Origin of the sequence: Lentzea kentuckyensis, assembly GCF_002150765.1 — a bacterium.
GTDB lineage: Bacteria > Actinomycetota > Actinomycetes > Mycobacteriales > Pseudonocardiaceae > Lentzea > Lentzea kentuckyensis.
Window position 1 is genome coordinate 18,437 of sequence record NZ_MUYM01000085.1, and the last position, 17,684, is coordinate 36,120.

Genomic DNA, 17,684 nt, shown 5'->3' on the forward strand with positions numbered 1-17,684 from the left:
TCACAGCCTCGGCAACGGACCGGGCGGCACCGTCCTCGGATCCAGCGCGGGCCGCACCACCCGCCACGCCGGATCCCACGGTGGCGCGACCTCGATCCGCTCCGCCACCTCTTTCGCCAGCTCCTGCACCGCGGTCAGGAAGTGTTCGTAGTTGGCCGAGCGGCTGTATACCTCGTAGGCCAGCGGCTTGTTCCACGACGTGAAGTCCCGTTGCTGGGTGGCGTGCGCCTCGGGCGGGTAGTACTTGCCGTCGGCGTACCGGACGGGCAGCACCAGCTGCCGCGGCTGGTCGGTGGTGCCGTAGCCGAGCATCCGGTGGCGTTCGAGCATGCTCTCCCACTCGGCCCGGCACCACGGCGACCGGAAGTACGGCGGCGAGAAGACCGCGACCATCACCTTGGAGCGCAGAAGCGACCGTTCCAGGTTCTCGGGCCACGCGACCCCGGTCTCCTGGCCCCAGTCCACGAAGATGCGGGGGTCGTCGGCCATCTCGTTGCCGAGCCACTCCTTGAGAGCACGGTGGAAATGCTCCCGCACCCACACGTCACCGCCGCCGCGGCGGGTGTAGCTCAGGAAGACGTCGTACTCGTAGCCCACGCCATCACATCGTGATCATCGCCGAGGCCATTACGAGGCGTCACCCTTCTGGCGTAACGCCTCCAACTCGTCGTCGGAGAACCCGTAGGTCGTCACGACGGTCATCTTCTGACAGGTGATCAACAACCCAGGCCCCCACTCCTCGATCACCTGACCGCTCTGGTTCGGCGAGGAGAAGAACGGCTTGCCCGACACACCCAGTGAGACCTCGCGAGGCCAGAACAACGTGCGGCGGGCGGCGCCGGGGTGGAACTCGTGCGCGAACTTGAGCTGGTGCAGGAAGGTGATCCAGCCCTCGGTGATGTCGTCGTAGTAGTCGTCCCACTCGGGCGAGGTGCCCTTGGGCGCGCGGGTCAGCACGACGCGCGTGCCCTCGGGGATCGGTGTGAGGGTGAAGGTGTCGTGGCCGCCCTGCACGAGCAGGGTGTGCCCGTCGCCTTCCTCGGCGTGCTGGAAGTAGATCTCGTCGATCTCGGCGTCCAGCTCGGGGATGTCCCAGCCGTGCCAGTGCCGGATCTTCTGCTTGTCGCGGAACGACTGCCACACCTCGTCGACCGGTGCGGCCACGGTGATCTCGATCCGCACGCCCTCGTCACTCATCCGCAACTCCTGGGTGGCCCATGGCGACCACCCGGTACGGGCGGCCTGACTCGGTGTCGTACTTCAACGCGATCTGCCGCACCGCTTCGGCCAGGTCGCTGGTGAACTCGTGGACGTCGCCGGGCGCGCCGAAGCGGACCGTCGTCTCCACGGTGAACGTGAGCAAACGCTTTCCCGCGTCCGCCGCGGCGCCCGACATCCGCGCGACGGACCGAGCCGTGTCCTCGGCGACGGACACCAGGTGCGTCGCGGCGAACTGGTCCTGGACGTCGGCGGCGATCTCGCGGCCGGGCCGGGCGCGCAGGACGCGTTCGACGCAGCCGCGGCGCTGGCGTTCCTCGACCAGCTCGACGAGGCCTGCCTGTTCCAGGGCGCGCACGTGGTAGTTGACCCGTTGCCGCGGCAGGTCGAGGACCGCCGCGAGCTGGGTCGCCGACGCGGGCGACTTCAGCAGCTCCAGCAAGGATCTGCGCAACGGGGACAGCTCCACGCATAGCACGGTCTCATTTGACAAAATCATTTGTCAATACCGGAACTCGACCGGAAACGGTTAGGTTCGTTGACGGTTGCAACAAACCGCCCCCACCCTGGCTCCCGTGAGAATCCCCCTGCTGGTGGCAGCGTTGGCGGCAGCAGCGATCGTTCCGGTGTGGACGGTCGCGGCGCAGGCCGACGTGGTGCCAGGAACCGCTTATCAAGTGACGAACGTCGGCAGCGGAAAGTGCGTGGAGTCGCAGGGATCGGCGAACGGCGCACAACTCCGCCAACAGAGCTGCACTGGACAGACCTGGAAGTTCACGCCCACGAGCGACGGCTACTTCACCGTCGGCGAGGGTTCGGTCTGGGACGTCTCGAACGTCTCCACCGCGGACAACGCGGCGATCCACCTGTGGCAGAACTTCAGTGCCAACAACCAGCAATGGCGCCCCGAGCAGGTCGGCACGGACACCTACCGGTTCGTCAGCCGGCACAGTGGGAAGTGCCTCGACGTGCCCGGCGCCTCCACCGGTGACGTGCAGCTGGTCCAGTACACCTGCAACGGCACGAACGCCCAGGCGTTCCGGCTCGGCACCCCTGCGCCGCCGGACCCCGAGGCGCCCGACTTCGGCCCGAACGTGCTGATCTTCGACCCGTCGATGTCCGCCAGCACCATCCAGGCGCGGCTGAACGACGTCTTCCGGCAGCAGGAAGAGGGTCAGTACGACGCGCGCCGGTTCGCGATCTTCTTCAAGCCCGGCACCTACAACGTCGACGTCAACATCGGCTTCTTCACCCAGGTGCTCGGGCTCGGCCTGAACCCGGACCAGGTGACCGTCAACGGCCAGGTGCACGTCGAGGCCGACTGGTTCGAGGGCAACGCGACGCACAACTTCTGGCGTGGCGCGGAGAACCTCGCGATCCGCCCGCCGGGCGGCACCAACACGTGGGCCGTCTCGCAGGCGTCCGCGATGCGCCGCACGCACGTCTACGGCAACATGCAGCTCGACGACAACGGCTGGTCCAGCGGTGGTTTCCTGGCCGACTCGGTCGTCACCGGCCAGGTCCGCTCGGGCAGCCAGCAGCAGTGGCTGTCGCGCAACACCGAGTGGGGCTCGTGGACCGGCGAGAACTGGAACATGGTGTTCGTCGGCGCTCGCAACGCGCCGCAGAACACGTTCCCCGAGCCGCCGTACACGACGGTCGCGCAAACCCCTGTCGTGCGTGAGAAGCCGTTCCTGAACATCGACGGCGCCGGTAAGTACAACGTCTTCGTCCCCGCGCTGCGCACCAACACCAGCGGCACCACGTGGGCGAGCGGCAACCAGCAGGGCACCAACATCCCGATCTCGCAGTTCTACGTGGTCAAGCCCGGCACGCCGGCGGCGACGATCAACCAGCAGCTCGCGGCGGGCAAGAACCTGCTGTTCCAGCCCGGCATCCACCAGGTCAGCGAGCCGATCCGGGTCACCCGCCCGGACACCGTCGTGATGGGCCTCGGCCTCGCGACCATCATGCCCACCAACGGGAACATGGCACTCGACGTGGCCGATGTGGACGGTGTGAAGGTCGCCGGCCTGCTCATCGACGCGGCACCGACCAACTCGCCTTTGTTGATGCAGATCGGCGCGCCCGGCAGCAACGCCAACCACTCGGCCAACCCGACGTCGGTGCACGACCTGTACGTGCGCATCGGCGGTTCGGCCATCGGGCGGGCCACGACCTCGTTGGTGGTCAACAGCCACAACGTCATCGGCGACCACCTGTGGCTGTGGCGCGGTGACCACTCCATCGGTGTCGGCTGGGACGTCAACCGGGCGGACACCGGCCTGATCGTCAACGGCAACAACGTGACGATGTACGGCCTGTTCGTCGAGCACTACCAGAAGTACCAGACCATCTGGAACGGCCAGGGCGGCCGGACGTACTTCTACCAGAACGAAATGCCGTACGAGGCACCCAACCAGGCGGCGTGGATGAACGGCTCGACGCGCGGTTACGCGGCGTACAAGGTCGCCAACAACGTCACCACGCACGAGGCGTGGGGCCTTGGCAGTTACATCTTCGCCAACGCCAACCCGAGCGTGGTGGCCGACCGGGCGTTCGAGGTGCCGAACACGCCGGGCGTCAAGTTCCACAGCATGGTGACGATCTCGTTGGGCGGCAAGGGCACCATCGAGCACATCATCAACAACACCGGCAACCGGGTCACGGCCGGCTCCACCGAGGCCTACCTGGCGAACTACCCGTGATGTTTCCCCGAAGATCAATGTTCCGCTGAGTGGTTTCGAACTGCGCATCCCCATGCTCCGGTCCGCATAGACTGGAGCATGGGGATGTTCACTGAGCAGTTGCAGCTAATCGAAGCCCTGAACCCGGTGTACAACGCGTTGACCGCCGTGTTCGACGTGCCGGCCGAGGCAGTCGGCCCGCTCGCGGGCGTCGTGTTCTCGGTCAAGGCCAACATCGACGTCGCGGGCGCCGCCACCACGCACGGCATGAAGTCGTTGGTCGGCAACGTGAAGACGTCCGACGCGCCGATCGTCGCGAGACTACGAGCAGCGGGAGCGACGCCGATCGGGCACGCGAACATGCCGACGTTGAACGCCCGTGGCATGCACACGTACAGCGAACTGGCCGGGCACACCATCAACCCGTGGGACGCCTCGAAGTCCCCAGGTGGCAGCTCCGGCGGTGACGCGGTCGCGGTGGCGACGGGCATGGTGCGCTTCGGAATCGGCAACGACAGCGGCGGTTCGCTGCGGCTGCCGGCGTTCCTGAACGGTGTCTGCGCGCTGAAGCCGAGCTATGGCCGCTATCCGCAGGGTGCGGCCTTCGGCCAGGCCGACCCGTCGTTCCCCACCCAGGTCATGACGGTCGAGGGCCCGCTCGCCCGCACCGTCGCCGACCTGCGGCTGGTGCACTCGCTCGGGTGCGGCTCCGATCCGGCGGATCCCCGCGCGGTGCCGGTGCCGTCAGCGGGTTCGCCGGTGCCGAAGATCGCTGGTTTCGTGCCGGGCGATCCGGTGGTCGAGGAGGCAGCGCACCGGCTCGCCGAAGCGGGCTACGAGGTCGAACCCGTCGAGGTGCCACGCCTGGAGGAGGCCGCCACGCTGTCGTTGCGGATGATCGCCACGCCGATCGCGCTCGGCTACGAGCAGTTCGCCGCGTTCGCCGGTGAGGAGGTCGCCCTGTTCGCCCGCCACCTGCTGGAGGTGCGGCCGGGGCTCGACCTGGCCGAGTTCCTCGCGGTCACCGCCACCCGGCTGGCCGTCCAGCGCGAGTGGGCCCGGCTGCTCGACCGTTACCCGGTGCTGGTCGGGCCGGTGTCGACCATCCCGTCCTACGAACCGGACCAGGACCGGCACGACCCCGAGGCGCTCGCCGCGTACTTCGACGCCACGAAGCTGTGCGAGGCGAGCAGTTTCGTCGGCGTGCCCGCGGTGGCGGTGCCGACCGGGCTGCGCGACGGGCTGCCGACCGGCGTCCAGGTGATCTCGCGGATGTACCGCGAAGACCTGGCCCTGGACGCGGCCGAAACCCTCGAAGTCCCGCTCAGCCCAGCCGTTTCGGCCGGTTGATCTTCATCTCGTCCATGTCGGTGACGGTGGCGCGCAACCCCTTGAAGTCGACGCCCAGCGCGTCGAGGGCAGTGGTCGCGCGCCGCAGTCCCGCGTCGTCCGGCTTCTCCGCCGCCGTCAGGATCACGCGGTAGCTGAAGAAGTCGAGCTTCTCGTCGAAGGTGAGCGCGCCTTCCTCGCTGAACCCGCCGCTGCGCAGGAAGTCGAAGCCCTCGAGGCGCTCCCGCAACGAGGAGCGCTGGTCGTCGGTGAGATCGGCGAAGCGGCCGCGGACGGTCACTCGGTACGTGTGTTCAGCCACGAGCGAAGATGGTCCCCGAACGCCCGCCGTCCTGGCGAACGATTTCTCCGGTGCGGAAGAATCGTGCTCCATGAACGCAAAAGAGCTGGTCACGCGTATCCGGACGGAGCTGCACCCCGGTGAGCACGACAACTTCGTGGTCAAGCTGATCGAAACGGGCGAAGCGCCGCGGGCCGTGATCGCGACGTTCGCCGCGGAAGAGAACCACATCGTGTCGTCGGACTGGCGAACATTCCTCGCGCTGGCGTCGAAGGCGGAGGAGCCGAACGCGCGGGCGTTCTTCACGTTGCTGGCGGGCGGCGAGGAGCTGGTGCTGCCGATGCTGGAGCCGCTGGCGAACGCGGCCGGCATGTCCTCGAAGGACTTCCACGGCTACGAGCCGTTCCCCGGCTGCCAGTCCTACCCGGCCTACCAGGCGTGGATGGCGATGAACGGCGAGCCGACCGACGTGATCCTCGCGATCCTGGCGAACTTCACCGCGTGGGGCGGTTACTGCGCCCGCATGGCGAAGGGGCTGCGCGAGCACTACGGGTTCGGCGACGACGCGTGCGCGTTCGTCGACTTCTTCGCCACCCCCGCGCCACAGCTCGAAGACCGTGCGATCGCCGCGATCCAGGCCGCCCTGGACGGCGGCTGGCAGCCGAAGCACGCGTGGCGCTACGGCCGCCTGCTGCAGGCCTACGAACTGCAGTTCTGGTCCACCCTCGCCTGAGCGCGCCCGAGCGCGCCTGAGTTCGATGAAGGGACCCTTCATCCACCTGACGTGGATGAAGGGTCCCTTCATCGACTAACGGGGGCCCAGGACTGCTTGGCGAACGTCGCCGCGACACCGGCGGCGTTGGCAGGGGCGAGACTCACGATCGCGGTGCCGAGCACCAGTGCGGCCACCGCGGATGTTCGGGCGAACAACAGCATGGGCTGCTCCGTTCCTGACGTGGCGGCCGGCAGGGTTCTTGGGGAATTGGACTAGACCACCTACCCGCACGTCAAAGTTCTAGACTGTTCGGCCGTGCCTCTTGCTCATGCCGCCGACGGAACCAGGCTCTTCTACTCGGTCGAGGGCTCGGGGCCTCCCCTGCTGCTCGTCGCGGGCCAGGCCAACTCCTCCCGCTGGTGGTCACAGGTGCGCGCGGGCTTCTCCGCGGCGTTCACGACGATCGTCACGGACCACCGCGGCACCGGTTCCAGCGACAAGCCCGACACCCCCTACAGCACCCGGCAGTTCGCATCGGACTGCGTCGCGATCCTCGACGACGCCGGCATCGACACCGCCCACGTCTACGGCACCTCGATGGGCGGCCGGATCGCGCAGTGGATCGCGGCCGCGCACGGCTCGCGGGTCGACCGGCTGGTGCTCGGCTGCACCTCCCCCGGCGGCCCGCACGCGATCGAGCGCAGCGCCGAGGTGCGCAAGTCGCTGGCGCAGATCGACCCGATGAAGGCGCGCCGGGCGTTGGAAGAGCTCATGTACACGCCGGCCTACCGCGGACCGTTCAGCACGCTCGGCGACCCGGCCATGCCGCCGTACGCGCGCAAGCGGCACCTGTTCGCGAGCGCCGAGCACGACGCGTGGGACGCGCTGCCGTCGATCACCGCGCCGACGCTCGTGGTGCACGGCACCGAGGACGTCTTCAACCCCACGGCCAACGCTCCGCTGATCACGGAGCGCATCCCCGGCGCGCGGATGCACCTGATCGAGGGAGCGCGGCACGGCTATTTCGAGGAGTTCGCTGGCGAGACGACGCCGCTCGTGGTCGACTTCCTGCAGGGGTAGCTCACCGCTGGGGGGATCCGTGCGCAAGACGCCTGTCGTTCTGCTCGTCCTGTCCCTGTTCGCCTTCCTGCCCGCTCCGGCGTCGGCCGCCGACCTGCCCGGCGGCAAGGCGAACTTCGTGGTCTCGCTCGGCTCGTTCAAGGCAGGTACCGCGAGGGACAACTGGGTGCGGCTCGGGAACTACCAGTTCACCACCGACGGAAACGTGCGAGCGCGAACCTACCTCTGGTGGCAGCGGCAACCGGCCGCCCGTCAGGGCACCGGAACGACGCCTGACTCATCGTGCTCGACCAGGGCACTGGCGGTCGGCCAGACCCTGGTACGCGCGTGCGAGGTGCTGACCGCCGGGGGCTTCATGGGCTCCCCGCCCGAGACGAGGACGGGCAGGTACTCGGTCGAGGGCGACAAGCTGCAGATCGACTGGGCCGACGCCGGCCAGGCCTGGTCGGAGCAGTGGAAGGTCACCACGAGCCAGGACGGCAAGCTCACCCGGCTCGACCAGCTGTTCAACACCCTGGCGACGGTCGGCTACGCCTACGGCAGCAACGCCTCCCTGACCACCAGCCGTCCGGCAGCGACCGTGCGGGCCTTTGCCGGCACGCTCCGCCAGGACTACCAGGGCTGGACGCACGACAAGCTCAACGCCAGCCCGGCGGCAGGAGGCGCGTTCAACATCGGGCTGTTCCGCACCTGCGCCACCACGACGTGGTGCCTGACCTACCTCCAGCCCTCCTCGGAGAACGCCTGCCAGGAGGACCCCAGCTGTCCCGGCACGGGTGGCGGCAGCGCGATCAACGACAGCTCGCTGCAGAACTACATCCAGCGGGTGTCGAGCAGCGACCGCCGGGACACGCACTGGCACTGGTGCACCTGTCTGACCAGGAAGTCCAATGGCAGCGACATCGAACCCTGCTACACCGGCAACTCGCACGTGAAGCCGATGATGCAGATCATCGACGACGACGGGGGCTTCCGCGGCTGGGTGGGGGTCGAGGCGTCGTTCTACCCGCACGACAACAACCCGCGCTACCAGGACATGCTGTCGGCCTTCCGGGTCAGCGACTTCCGCTGACCCTCACCCGGTGACCCAGCGCAGGCCGCGCATCAACGCGTGGCCCGCGAACCGCACCCCGGTGGCCTCGGCGATCGGCAGGTACGGCAGCCGCAACGGAATCCGTGCCCACAGCGGCAGGCTGGCGACGGCCGTGGCGGCGAGGATCGCGTACGGCCCCCGCGCGAGCACCGGCAAAGGAGCTTTGAACAGCAGGAACCGGGCAGCCTCACGGGCGTCGTGGGTGCTCTTCAGTTCGGCCCGATAGGAGTTGAGCCGCGCGTCGAGCTCGGCGGTCGTGCGCGGCGGGTCCACCACGCCCAACGCCTCGCCGATGACGGCCATGTCCGCGACGTACTCGTCGTAGTCGTCAAGGGGCTTCTCGCCGTATTTCTGGTGGCAGCGCAGGAAACTGTCGACCTCGGCCACGTGCACCCAGGCCAGCAGGTGCGGGTCGTCGGCACGGTACTGCCGGCCGTCCGGCGCGGTGCCGTGGATGTGCTGGTGCACGCGCCCGAGCCGGTCGACCGCCTGGCGCGCGTCCTCGGCCGTGCCGTAGGTGGTGACGCCGATGAACAGGCTCGTGCGCTGCAACCGTCCCCACGGATCGGTGCGGTAGTCGGAGTGCTGGGCGACCGCGGCCATCGCCAGCGGGTGCAACGACTGCAGCAGCAACGCCCGCAGCCCGCCGATGAACATGGCGTGATCGGCGTGGACGTGCCGGATCGGACGGTCGTCGGCGAACATGCGCGGGCCGGGCGTCTCGTGGATCCGCCGCGCGTGCTTCTCGCGCTCGGGACCCGCGACCCGCTCGAACAACGACTCGCTCAGCTGACGCCGCAGTGCCTCCAGCATGCACCCATCATGCGACGGAACAGCTGAGAACGGCACCCCGCTCGCACAGGGTGCCGTTCAGCTTCCCCGATCAGCCGATCGCGATCTGGTCCAGATCAGGAGCACCGGCGTTGTCGTTGCCGAACTTGATGGTGTTCGCACCCGCGTTGAGCGTCACCGGCGACTCGGCCACGTACGGGGTGTTGTTGCCGACCCCGTCGAGCTTCACCTCGACCGGTGCACCGCCGTTGACGGACACGAAGTACGAGCGCGGCCCGTTCACGGTGAACTGGATGAACATCCGGTACGCCCCGGCGGCGGGCACGACCACGTTCGGGAAGGTCACCGAGGCGTCCGGACTGCCACCGATGTTGCGCACCTTCTCCCCGCCCGAGCACGTCCCGCAGCTGGTCAGGCCGGTGCTGCCGAACACGTTCGCCGAGTCCTCCGCCTCGCGCACGAACACGCGGTCCGCGGGCCTGGTGCGCACCGGCACCGTTCCCGACACGTTGCGGGCGGAGCTCAGCAGCTGGAACGAGGCGTTCACCGGGATGCTGACCGATCCCACGTCCTGTCCAGGCGCAGAGGTCGCGGTCCACACCCCCTCCAGCACACCCGCGAGGCGCATCGACGGACGCGTCGCCGGTGCGCCGGTCAGCGTCCAGCCCGCGGGCAGGACAGGGGCCAGCGAGACGTTGTCGATCTGGTCGTCGGCGTCGAGCCGCAGCCGTGCGGTGATCTTCACGGACTGCTGGCCCGGCGCGACCCATTGCACGCCATGGGGTACGACGGTCAGCGTCGTCTTCGGCGTGTAGGTCGACGGCGGCAGCCCGCCGACCGAGATGCGGTCCAGGCCGAGCGGCTTACCCGTGCTGAACACTCGAAGCGTGTTGCGGCCCGCGTTCAACGGCACCGCGAGCGACGTCGGGGCGGGCACGTCGGCGCGGTCCGCCGGCACCGCGGCGGAAAGCGGTGCGCCGCCGTTCACCGACACGGAGACAGCAGAAGCCGCGGCCGACGTCAGGTCCAGCTGCAGGCGGTAAGTACCGGCCGTGGCAACGGAAACATCGCGATAGGTCACGGCGTTGCGCTCACCACCGCCGAGCCCGGTCACCTGCCGCGTGCCGGAACAGGCCGCGCAGAACTCGCCGCGCGCCGTACCCGACCGCGTCGCGTCCTCGGCCTCCAGCGCGGCGTCGCGGAACCCGCGCGGATAGCTGTGGCCGACCCGGATCTCGTCGATCCTCAGTTCCTTGAAGTAGACCGGTGCCTGCGGGCCACCCCAGGTGTTGAGCACGGTCAGCTTCAGGTACCGGGCCTGCTGCGCCCCGATGTCGATGAACTGCGTGCCGCGCGCGGACGGCAGTGCGCCGGTCCGCACGTGCCACCAGTCGCGTCCGTCGACAGACGCCGTCAGCTGGTAGTCCTTGATACGACTCGAATCCTCGGGGCGGCCGAACGACACGCGGGCGTGCGTGGGCGACGACTCGCGTTGGTTGATCGCGAGGAACGCGGCCTCCTTGCGCCGGCCGAGGTCCAGCGAGATCGAGACGGGCTGGGCGGCGTTGGCGTCCCAGTACTTCTCGTAGTTGCCGTCGGTCAGGTTCGACGCCGGGAAACCGTCCTCCGAGGACGTCGCCGACGCCTTGACATCGGTGTAGAAGCCTTGCTGCCCAGCGGTTTCCACCGCGAACACGGTGTCGTACTCGTCCCACTTCGTGATGCCCTGGATCGTCAGGTGGCCCGCGGACTGAGAGAACCGCATCCGCTCGCCGGTCCGCAGGTCGGTCACGCCGGTGACGCGATAGCCGTTGTCCCGCAGGCGAACGAAGTCAGCGCGGGGCTTGGTCACGACGTGCACGTACTGCTTGCCCGTCGACGGGTTGATGGTGATCACGCCGTGCGCGCCGTCGTTCCAGAACCCAGGCTGCATGCCGCCGTACAGGTACCCGGCGCCCTCGACGCCCTGGATAGACTCCTGGATCGGCGGCACCCAGGTGGACATGAAGTTGTTGTACGCCTCCTGCTGCGCGGGCATGCGACCGTTGACCATCGGCGTTTCGGCCATCAGCGACTTGATCGAGGAACCCGCGTTGGTGATGTAACGGCCGGTGTTCAGCCGCGTGTCGACGGCGTGGTTTCCGCCGTCGTACCACCAGTCGCCGGTGTTCGGGAGCTTGTAGCAGGCCTCGGACAGCCGTGGCATCGGTGTGAACGTCGCCGCCGGGTAGTCGTAGGACGGGAACATGCCGGTCTTCTGCTCGTTCGAGACCGTGTCCATGATCGGCGTGTCCTCGTTGTTGTTGCTCAACAACCAGGTGGGCTGCAGCTGCCGGATCTGTTCGTAGAGCTTGTTGCGCTCCCAGTACTCGTTGTCGTTGTCGATCCAGAACCCGGCGAGGTCGTTGTAGTTCTTCATGACCTCGAAGAAGAGGTCGTAGCTGTACTTGCCGAAGCCCTCACGCGTGGTGAGGTCGACCTGCTCACCCTTGTAGGCCGAGTAGGCGGCCGAGTCGAGCATCTGCACGCCCTGCTCGCTGTGCCACTGCGGGTCGTCGGTCATGTAGAGGATGACCTTGACGCCCTTGGCCTTGCCCGCCTTGGTGAGTTCGCCGAGCAGGTCGCGTTGCGTCGCGCAGCTGCCGGGGATCTTCGACGGCCACGGCCGCGCGTAGCCCAGCCGCGAGTGGAACGTCGCCAGCACGACGTAGGAGGCGCCGAGCTTGCGCGCCTCGTCGATCCAGTAGTCGGGGGTCCACCCCCCGCCGGTGACGTCACGTTCCCACTCGGCGCAGTTCAGGTGCTTCGGGGCGGTGAACATGCCCCAGTGCAGGAAAAGGCCCGCGGTGGACTTGCGCAGCCATTCCTGCCTCGGGTGCCGCACCTCGGCCTGCGCCGGTGCCGACGCGGCCACGGTGATGAGGCCGGCGAGCAACGCGGCCACGACGGCCGCGCACAATCGTCGTAAAGCCATGATCCACGCATTCTCGTCGGGGCGGCGGCGAGAGGTCCGATGATTACAACCGGAAGAACGCCGGTCAAGCCCCTGTTACGCGTGCGTTGATCAGACCCATCCGATCTGTCAGGACACCTGAACGGCCCGATCGGGCTTGAGCGTGCCGTCGCGCAGCCACCACCTCGTCAGCGAGGCGCCGGTCGGGCAGCAGTTCGCGTCGCTCGGCCGGTACCAGAGCTCCTTGACGGTGATCACGCCCTTCTCGAACCGCGGATCGGACAGCAACGGCACGTGAAACGCGTCGTCGCGCATCGTCGTCGCGCTGATCTCGCCGACCAGCTCCAGGTTGCCGTTGTTCGCTCGCACCACGATCAACCCGAACGCGAGCTGGCTCGCCGCGGTGCCACCGCCGTTGTCGCAGCCGAGGTTGACCGCGGCCTCGTCGCGGCCGTCCGCGTCGACGTCACCGAACCAGACGGGCCTTTCCGAGTGGATCCAGAGGTCCACCCCGCCCCACGTCGTGGAGGTGGCCTTCGCCGCGCCTTCCCGGAACCGCACGGGCTTCTCGACGCCGCAGAACTCCGCCGGGAGCGTCGCCTGCTGCCAGTCCACGCTGTGCAGGTCGTCAGGTGCCTTGCCGAGCGAGGGTTTCGTCCCCGCGGACGGTTCGGTCGTCACGACGGTCGTGTTGCCCGGTTCCGGTGCGCCCGTGACCTTCGGTCCGACCGTTGGGTCCCCACATGCGGCCAGCAGCAACAAGAGTGGCAGAACGCGTCTCATGAAAACTCCCTTCACGCGCACGGCGGGTCGTAAGGGATGTCCGGAAGGTACTGCCGCCACTCGGTTTCCGGAATGCGCGACGAGTCGACGCACAGCCGTGCGAGCAACTGCGGCACGTCGATGCTCCAGATGGTCGTGCGCACGCCGTCCGCACCGCCGAGCATCGTGCCGTCCGGGCTGAACGCGATGGCAGCGGCGGTGTAGCGGCCGCCCGCCCGCAGGGTCGACACCTCGACCGGACGGGTCGGATCGGTGACGTCCCACAGCACGACCTCGCCGGACTCGCCCGCGCTGGCCAGCCGCTTCCCGTCCGGATGCAGGGCGAGATGACGAACGCTGCCCACGTGCCGGAGCGCGGTCGCGATCCGGGCGCCGTCAGCCACGTCCCACATGGTGATCAGCCCGGTGCGGCTGCCGGTGATCACGACGTCGCCGATGGGGTGGAACAGCACGGACTCGATCGGATCGGACTTCGTGTCGAACGTGCGGAGCAACCCCGGTGCGTCGGGTTCGCGGACGTCCCACAGCTGCAGGGTTTCGCCCTTGTCCCCCACGGTGACGGCACGGTCGCCGGAGCCGAACGAGATGCCGTGCGGGGTGCCGTTGGATCCCGGCAGCTCGGCGGCGGCCCGCACCTGATCGCCGTCGGGCACCCAGAGCCGGAAGCCTCCAGGCAGCGGTGCCGCGCCGATCAGCCTGCCGTCCCGGCGGAACACGAGGCTTTCCGCGCGCTCGGTGTGCACCGGCGGGTCGCCGGTCGCGGGATCGGTGAGCGCGACCGGGAGCCCGCTGGCGATCCGCGTGCCGTCCGGACTGAACGCGAGCTGCGGGCTGCCGCCGATGTTGAACGTCCTGAGCGCGCGGATCTCGCGGGGGCGCGTGACGTTCGTCAGGTCGTAGAGCTTCGTCGGGAATCCCGTGGCCAGCTGGTGGTTCGCCCCGAACGCCAGCGTGTTGCTGCTACCCGGCAGCACCATGACGGCGCCGGAGCGGGAAGCGTTGAGCACGTTCCACAGCCGCACGTTCTCGCCGGCCGTGGCGAGGGTGCGTGAGTCGGCGCTGAAGGACAGCCCGTTGATCCCCTCGACGTGGCCGAGCAACGGCTGGGCGGTACGCGGCCGGATCGGATCGCTCACGTCCCACAGGTGGACCACACCGTTGCCGTCGCCGAACGCGAGCGACTGCCCGTCCTGGGCGAAGGCCAGCGACGTCACGAACTGGCTCGCGCCGGACAGCACGCTGTACTGACCGGGGCTCGTGGTGTTCCACAACCGGACCGTGTCGTCCTGGGCGCCGCTGGCGAGCAGGCCGCCGACCGGAGCGAACCGCAGCGTCCTGATGTCGTTGGTGTGCCCGGACAGAACGGCTTTCCTGATGGGCTGCCCGGTGATGTCCCACAGCTCGATGATGCCCTCCGAGCCGGGCAACGCGATGGTCGTCCCGTCGGCGCTGACCGCGCTCGTCCAGCCGATCGAATCACTGGCCTGCTGGAACTCGGTGGCCAACCTGGGCGCCAGCGGATCGGTGACGTCGAGCAACCACGTGTGCGCGCCCATCCCCGAGACGGTCAGGACGGGCCTGCCCGGTACGAACGCGAGCGAGCTCAGTCCGGTGGTGCCAGCGTTCCAGGTGACACTCCGCTTCGGGTCCGCGGTGTCGGCGATCAGCACGGCACCGCCGGACGTAGTCGCCGCGACGAACGCGCCGTCCGGGCTGAACCGCACCGCGGTCGCGTTGGTCATCGGGATCCTCGCGCGTTCGGACCTGCCCTCGTACAGTGCGATCCCGTCCTTCGTGGCCACCGCGATCACGTTCTCCCGCGGGCTGAACGCCACGTCCACAGCCGATTTCGGGGTCGGCACCACCCGCGGGATCGACGGGCTTTCCATCAGCGCCCCCACGACCTCCGCCGTCGGTGACATCCGGTAGGCCTGGGCGAGCAGCTGACGGGCGGTGTTCGGGCGGGAGTCGCGCATGGCCGCGGCCTGCGCGACGAGTTGCCGTGACGTGGCCACGAGCGTCTGCCGCTGGGCCCGGTCGCTCTGCTGCTCCGAACGGACTGCGAAGATCACGGCGGCGACCAGCAGCACGACCAGGACGGAGATCGCGGCGATGACGGTCCGTTTGGTGCGGCGGCGTTCGGCGATGTGGTGACCGATCAGCTCGGTCTTCTCGACGCCGTCCAGCGGCGCCACCACGTCCGCCAGCACCGCCTCCCACTGCGGGTTGCGCGGGTCGAGCTCGACGTCGCGGACCGCGCGCAGGTCGACGCAGCGCGGTTCGGGGATGTCGTGCAACGCCTCGGGCAGCGCGGTGGTGCGCTCGCGGTCGAGAACTCCGTTGTCCCACACCGCCTCGCCGTCGGTGAGCAGCACGAACAGGGTGCGGCGCTCGCGGTTCTCCAGCCACCAGGCCACTTCCTTGCCGACCCAGCGCGACCCGGCGGACGCGGGCGAGGCGAGCAGCAGGAAGTTCTCCGCGTTCGCCAAGCCGTCGAGAATGGCCTGCGTGAGGTCGGATTCGGCGGCCAGCACGGAGTTGTCGAGGAACACCCGCCGCTGGCGAGGGCGGTACCAGGGCTTCGCGAACTTCTCGACGCCCTCCTGCAGCGACGGGCCGAGTGCGTGGTCCGTCGCGTGGCTGTACGAAATGAACGCGGCATACGTCCTGTCGCCGGGCATCCCCGCATCCCCCTCGGCTGTACGGGTGAACACCCCTACATCGCCTCGGAAGGGGTCACCGTTATGGCCCCGGCGTGGTACCACACGTTTGGTGGCTCACGACCAGCGCAGTCGGAAGAGGAGAGAAGGAACCGGATGAACGACGAGCACCTGCCCGGCTTCTACCACGACGCGGAGGCGGCATCCCGCAACGGCCAGCGCGGCACGCTGCTGCTCAGCCGCATCCGCCTCCTCGGCGCGGTGGCCGCCGCGGTGGGGGGTGCGTTCAAGTGGCAGATCGGCGGGGGCGTCGACATCTGGGCCTGGGTGGCCCTGGTCGGGTTCCTCGTCGCGCTGTTCGCCGAGTTCCTGCTGTGGGTGATGCATCCCGAGCTGAAGTGGAACGCGGGCCGCGCCGTGGCCGAACGCGTGAAGTCGCTGGCGTGGCGCTACGCCGTCGCGGGCGACCCGTTCCCCGACACCGCGCAGAACGCCCGCAAGGACCTCGAGGCGAGCATCTCCGAAGCCGTCGCCGAGCACCGCAGGACGTTGCTGCTCACCAGCACCAACCCCACCGGCGACCAGAAGATGGCCGAACTGCGCGCCAAGCCGTTCACCGACCGCCTCACCGCCTACCGCGACGACCGCGTGCTCAGCCAGCTGAACTGGTACCGCGACAAGGCCGCCGGCAACGAGACCCGCGCGAACATCGCCCGCACCCTGCTGTTCGCGGGCGAGTTCGTCGCGATCCTGTTCGCCATCCTGCGCATCAACGGCGCGTGGGACGTCGACCTGTCCGGTGTGATGGCCGCGGCGGTGGCGGGCGGCGCGGCCTGGATAGGGCTGCGCCAGTTCGAGAACCTCAAGGTCGCCTACACCGCGGCGGCCGGCGAACTCGCCGACATCTACCAGCGCCTGCCCTCCACGCCCGAGGGCGACTGGCCGAACGTGGTCGCCGACGCCGAGGCCGTGATCAGCAAGGAACACACCGCGTGGCTAGCGTCGCGCCCAAGCACCGCCTGATCCTGCAGCCCCCGGCCGTCAACCATGAACGGCGCTTTCGTGGACCTGAGGTGGACAAAAGCGCCGTTCATGGTTCTAAGCAAGAGCTTCGACGACTCGGGTCACCATCTCCCTCTCCGTCGCGGCCACCTCGCCGTCCGCGCCCGCCACCGAGCGGCACATCTCCGTCACGGCGGCGCGGAAGATCGACACGTCGCGCGGTTCGTGGGCGTTGATGATCTCGACCGAGGAGCGCAGCGCGGCCAGCACGCCTGCCTCCACATCGGACGCCGACCCCGTGGGCAGCGCGGGTGGCGCGGCGGCGACGATCGCGCGCAGGTCGTCCGAGAGCAGGGACATGGCCCTGATGCCGGCGTAGCTCTCCTCGTCCACCGAGCCGGGATCCGCCGTGGACACCAGCACCATCGCACCGAAAACGGCCGTGCGGAGGGTCTGCCCCTCCGCCTCCGTGTACGCAGTCATGGGCGCAAGCCTATGCAACGATCAGTGGCTATGAGTGCGGGTCAGGTGCTTGGCGCCAACATCAGGGCGGTCCGGGAGCAACGCGGGCTGTCCCTTTCGGAGCTCGCGCGGCGGTCGTCCATCGCCAAGGGCACGCTGTCCCAGCTGGAGAGCGGGTCGGGAAACCCGACGATCGAGACAGTGTTCAGTTTGTCGAACGCTCTGGACGTGCCGGTGTCCGAGTTGGTGACCGAGCGGACGGCGCCGGACGTGGTGCTGGTGCGGGCCCGTGACGTCGAGGTGCTCAGCAGCAACGCGGTCGACCTGCGGCTGATGCGCCGGATGGACATCGGGGACACCGTGCTGGAGATCTACGACCAGCGAGTGCGGCCAGGAGCCACCCAGACCAGCGAAGGTCATCCCGGCAGGGAGCACGTGCTGGTCACCGGAGGCCGGCTCCGGGTGGGGCCGGCCGAGCAGCCCTACGAGCTCGGGCCGGGTGACTACGTGTGCTTCCCCGGCTCGGTTCCGCACCTGTACGAGACTCTCGAAGGTGAGGTCAGCTCGGTACTGGTGCTGGAGTACCCGAAGCACTAACGTTCATTCTAT

17 protein-coding genes are annotated in these 17,684 nt (G+C 68.7%); 7 read left to right on the forward strand and 10 right to left on the reverse strand.

The window, feature by feature from the left end:
• The 3 genes from B0F77_RS34575 to B0F77_RS34585 are packed head-to-tail and all read right to left on the reverse strand — an operon-like array spanning position 1 to position 1,687.
• Complete coding sequence (locus B0F77_RS34575; protein WP_086667242.1) at positions 1 to 597, reverse strand: toll/interleukin-1 receptor domain-containing protein; 597 nt, start codon at positions 595 to 597, stop codon at positions 1 to 3.
• 30 nt (positions 598 to 627) lie between these two features.
• Entirely contained in the window at positions 628 to 1,197 is a 570-nt protein-coding gene (locus B0F77_RS34580) for an SRPBCC family protein (protein WP_086667243.1), read from the reverse strand.
• A complete protein-coding gene (locus B0F77_RS34585; RefSeq protein ID WP_211294193.1) occupies positions 1,190 to 1,687 on the reverse strand; it encodes an ArsR/SmtB family transcription factor in 498 nt (165 codons plus the stop codon). The genes B0F77_RS34580 and B0F77_RS34585 overlap by 8 nt, the downstream gene beginning before the upstream one ends.
• 106 nt (positions 1,688 to 1,793) lie before the next feature.
• Between B0F77_RS34585 and B0F77_RS34590 the strand changes: the two genes are divergently transcribed.
• Both B0F77_RS34590 and B0F77_RS34595 read left to right on the forward strand, forming a co-directional pair.
• The gene (locus tag B0F77_RS34590) at positions 1,794 to 3,926 is read left to right on the forward strand and encodes an RICIN domain-containing protein (protein WP_425435762.1); all 2,133 of its coding nucleotides are present in this window, start codon (positions 1,794 to 1,796) and stop codon (positions 3,924 to 3,926) included.
• 84 nt (positions 3,927 to 4,010) lie between these two features.
• Positions 4,011 to 5,255, forward strand: a complete 1,245-nt coding sequence (locus tag B0F77_RS34595) for an amidase family protein (protein ID WP_245849026.1) — start codon at positions 4,011 to 4,013, stop codon at positions 5,253 to 5,255.
• On the opposite strand, the gene B0F77_RS34600 is transcribed toward B0F77_RS34595, so the two are convergent.
• Positions 5,230 to 5,556: a DUF6204 family protein gene (locus tag B0F77_RS34600; RefSeq protein WP_086667247.1), complete on the reverse strand. Its 327-nt coding sequence runs from the start codon at positions 5,554 to 5,556 to the stop codon at positions 5,230 to 5,232. The genes B0F77_RS34595 and B0F77_RS34600 overlap by 26 nt on opposite strands.
• Before the next feature lie 70 nt (positions 5,557 to 5,626).
• On the opposite strand from B0F77_RS34600, the gene B0F77_RS34605 reads away from it, so the two are divergent.
• Positions 5,627 to 6,268, forward strand: a complete 642-nt coding sequence (locus B0F77_RS34605) for a thiaminase II/PqqC family protein (protein WP_086667248.1) — start codon at positions 5,627 to 5,629, stop codon at positions 6,266 to 6,268.
• Between the two features lie 68 nt (positions 6,269 to 6,336).
• Here the strand turns inward: B0F77_RS34605 and B0F77_RS50620 are convergent, their stop codons facing one another.
• The gene (locus B0F77_RS50620) at positions 6,337 to 6,471 is read right to left on the reverse strand and encodes a hypothetical protein (RefSeq protein WP_281252574.1); all 135 of its coding nucleotides are present in this window, start codon (positions 6,469 to 6,471) and stop codon (positions 6,337 to 6,339) included.
• 94 nt (positions 6,472 to 6,565) lie between these two features.
• On the opposite strand from B0F77_RS50620, the gene B0F77_RS34610 reads away from it, so the two are divergent.
• Both B0F77_RS34610 and B0F77_RS34615 read left to right on the forward strand, forming a co-directional pair.
• Positions 6,566 to 7,330 (forward strand): alpha/beta fold hydrolase, encoded by a 765-nt coding sequence (locus B0F77_RS34610; RefSeq protein WP_086667249.1) that lies wholly within the window; start codon positions 6,566 to 6,568, stop codon positions 7,328 to 7,330.
• Positions 7,331 to 7,349: 19 nt separating this feature from the next.
• A complete protein-coding gene (locus B0F77_RS34615) occupies positions 7,350 to 8,402 on the forward strand; it encodes a hypothetical protein (RefSeq protein ID WP_086667250.1) in 1,053 nt (350 codons plus the stop codon).
• 3 nt (positions 8,403 to 8,405) lie between these two features.
• On the opposite strand, the gene B0F77_RS34620 is transcribed toward B0F77_RS34615, so the two are convergent.
• The 4 genes from B0F77_RS34620 to B0F77_RS34635 all read right to left on the reverse strand — a co-directional run bounded on the left by B0F77_RS34620 (position 8,406) and on the right by B0F77_RS34635 (position 15,632).
• Positions 8,406 to 9,236 (reverse strand): oxygenase MpaB family protein, encoded by an 831-nt coding sequence (locus tag B0F77_RS34620; RefSeq protein WP_086667251.1) that lies wholly within the window; start codon positions 9,234 to 9,236, stop codon positions 8,406 to 8,408.
• Positions 9,237 to 9,306: 70 nt separating this feature from the next.
• On the reverse strand, positions 9,307 to 12,189 hold the full coding sequence (locus tag B0F77_RS34625) for an alpha-L-fucosidase (protein ID WP_086667252.1): 2,883 nt from the start codon (positions 12,187 to 12,189) through the stop codon (positions 9,307 to 9,309).
• 108 nt (positions 12,190 to 12,297) lie between these two features.
• Complete coding sequence (locus B0F77_RS34630; RefSeq protein ID WP_143467042.1) at positions 12,298 to 12,951, reverse strand: hypothetical protein; 654 nt, start codon at positions 12,949 to 12,951, stop codon at positions 12,298 to 12,300.
• An 11-nt stretch (positions 12,952 to 12,962) separates the two neighbouring features.
• A complete protein-coding gene (locus B0F77_RS34635; protein ID WP_086667254.1) occupies positions 12,963 to 15,632 on the reverse strand; it encodes a TIR domain-containing protein in 2,670 nt (889 codons plus the stop codon).
• 135 nt (positions 15,633 to 15,767) lie between these two features.
• Here B0F77_RS34635 and B0F77_RS34640 point away from each other — a divergent pair, with 135 nt between their 5' ends.
• Entirely contained in the window at positions 15,768 to 16,634 is an 867-nt protein-coding gene (locus B0F77_RS34640; RefSeq protein ID WP_158102900.1) for a DUF4231 domain-containing protein, read from the forward strand.
• A gap of 75 nt (positions 16,635 to 16,709) precedes the next feature.
• Here the strand turns inward: B0F77_RS34640 and B0F77_RS34645 are convergent, their stop codons facing one another.
• Complete coding sequence (locus B0F77_RS34645) at positions 16,710 to 17,096, reverse strand: hypothetical protein (protein ID WP_086667256.1); 387 nt, start codon at positions 17,094 to 17,096, stop codon at positions 16,710 to 16,712.
• A 30-nt stretch (positions 17,097 to 17,126) separates the two neighbouring features.
• Between B0F77_RS34645 and B0F77_RS34650 the strand changes: the two genes are divergently transcribed.
• Positions 17,127 to 17,672 carry a helix-turn-helix domain-containing protein gene (locus tag B0F77_RS34650; RefSeq protein WP_086667257.1) on the forward strand — a complete coding sequence of 182 codons (546 nt, stop codon included), beginning with the start codon at positions 17,127 to 17,129 and terminating at the stop codon, positions 17,670 to 17,672.
• Positions 17,673 to 17,684: the final 12 nt, after the last annotated feature.

Bases quoted from the DNA above. Each gene is read 5' to 3' on its own strand.
- B0F77_RS34580 (WP_086667243.1), bottom strand. From the start codon at position 1,197: ATGAGTGACGAGGGCGTGCGGATCGAGATCACCGTGGCCGCACCGGTC.
- B0F77_RS34595 (WP_245849026.1), top strand. From the start codon at position 4,011: ATGTTCACTGAGCAGTTGCAGCTAATCGAAGCCCTGAACCCGGTGTAC.
- B0F77_RS34605 (WP_086667248.1), top strand. From the start codon at position 5,627: ATGAACGCAAAAGAGCTGGTCACGCGTATCCGGACGGAGCTGCACCCC.
- B0F77_RS50620 (WP_281252574.1), bottom strand. From the start codon at position 6,471: ATGCTGTTGTTCGCCCGAACATCCGCGGTGGCCGCACTGGTGCTCGGC.
- B0F77_RS34620 (WP_086667251.1), bottom strand. From the start codon at position 9,236: ATGCTGGAGGCACTGCGGCGTCAGCTGAGCGAGTCGTTGTTCGAGCGG.
- B0F77_RS34625 (WP_086667252.1), bottom strand. From the start codon at position 12,189: ATGGCTTTACGACGATTGTGCGCGGCCGTCGTGGCCGCGTTGCTCGCC.
- B0F77_RS34630 (WP_143467042.1), bottom strand. From the start codon at position 12,951: ATGAGACGCGTTCTGCCACTCTTGTTGCTGCTGGCCGCATGTGGGGAC.
- B0F77_RS34635 (WP_086667254.1), bottom strand. From the start codon at position 15,632: ATGCCCGGCGACAGGACGTATGCCGCGTTCATTTCGTACAGCCACGCG.
- B0F77_RS34640 (WP_158102900.1), top strand. From the start codon at position 15,768: ATGAACGACGAGCACCTGCCCGGCTTCTACCACGACGCGGAGGCGGCA.
- B0F77_RS34645 (WP_086667256.1), bottom strand. From the start codon at position 17,096: ATGACTGCGTACACGGAGGCGGAGGGGCAGACCCTCCGCACGGCCGTT.
- B0F77_RS34650 (WP_086667257.1), top strand. From the start codon at position 17,127: ATGAGTGCGGGTCAGGTGCTTGGCGCCAACATCAGGGCGGTCCGGGAG.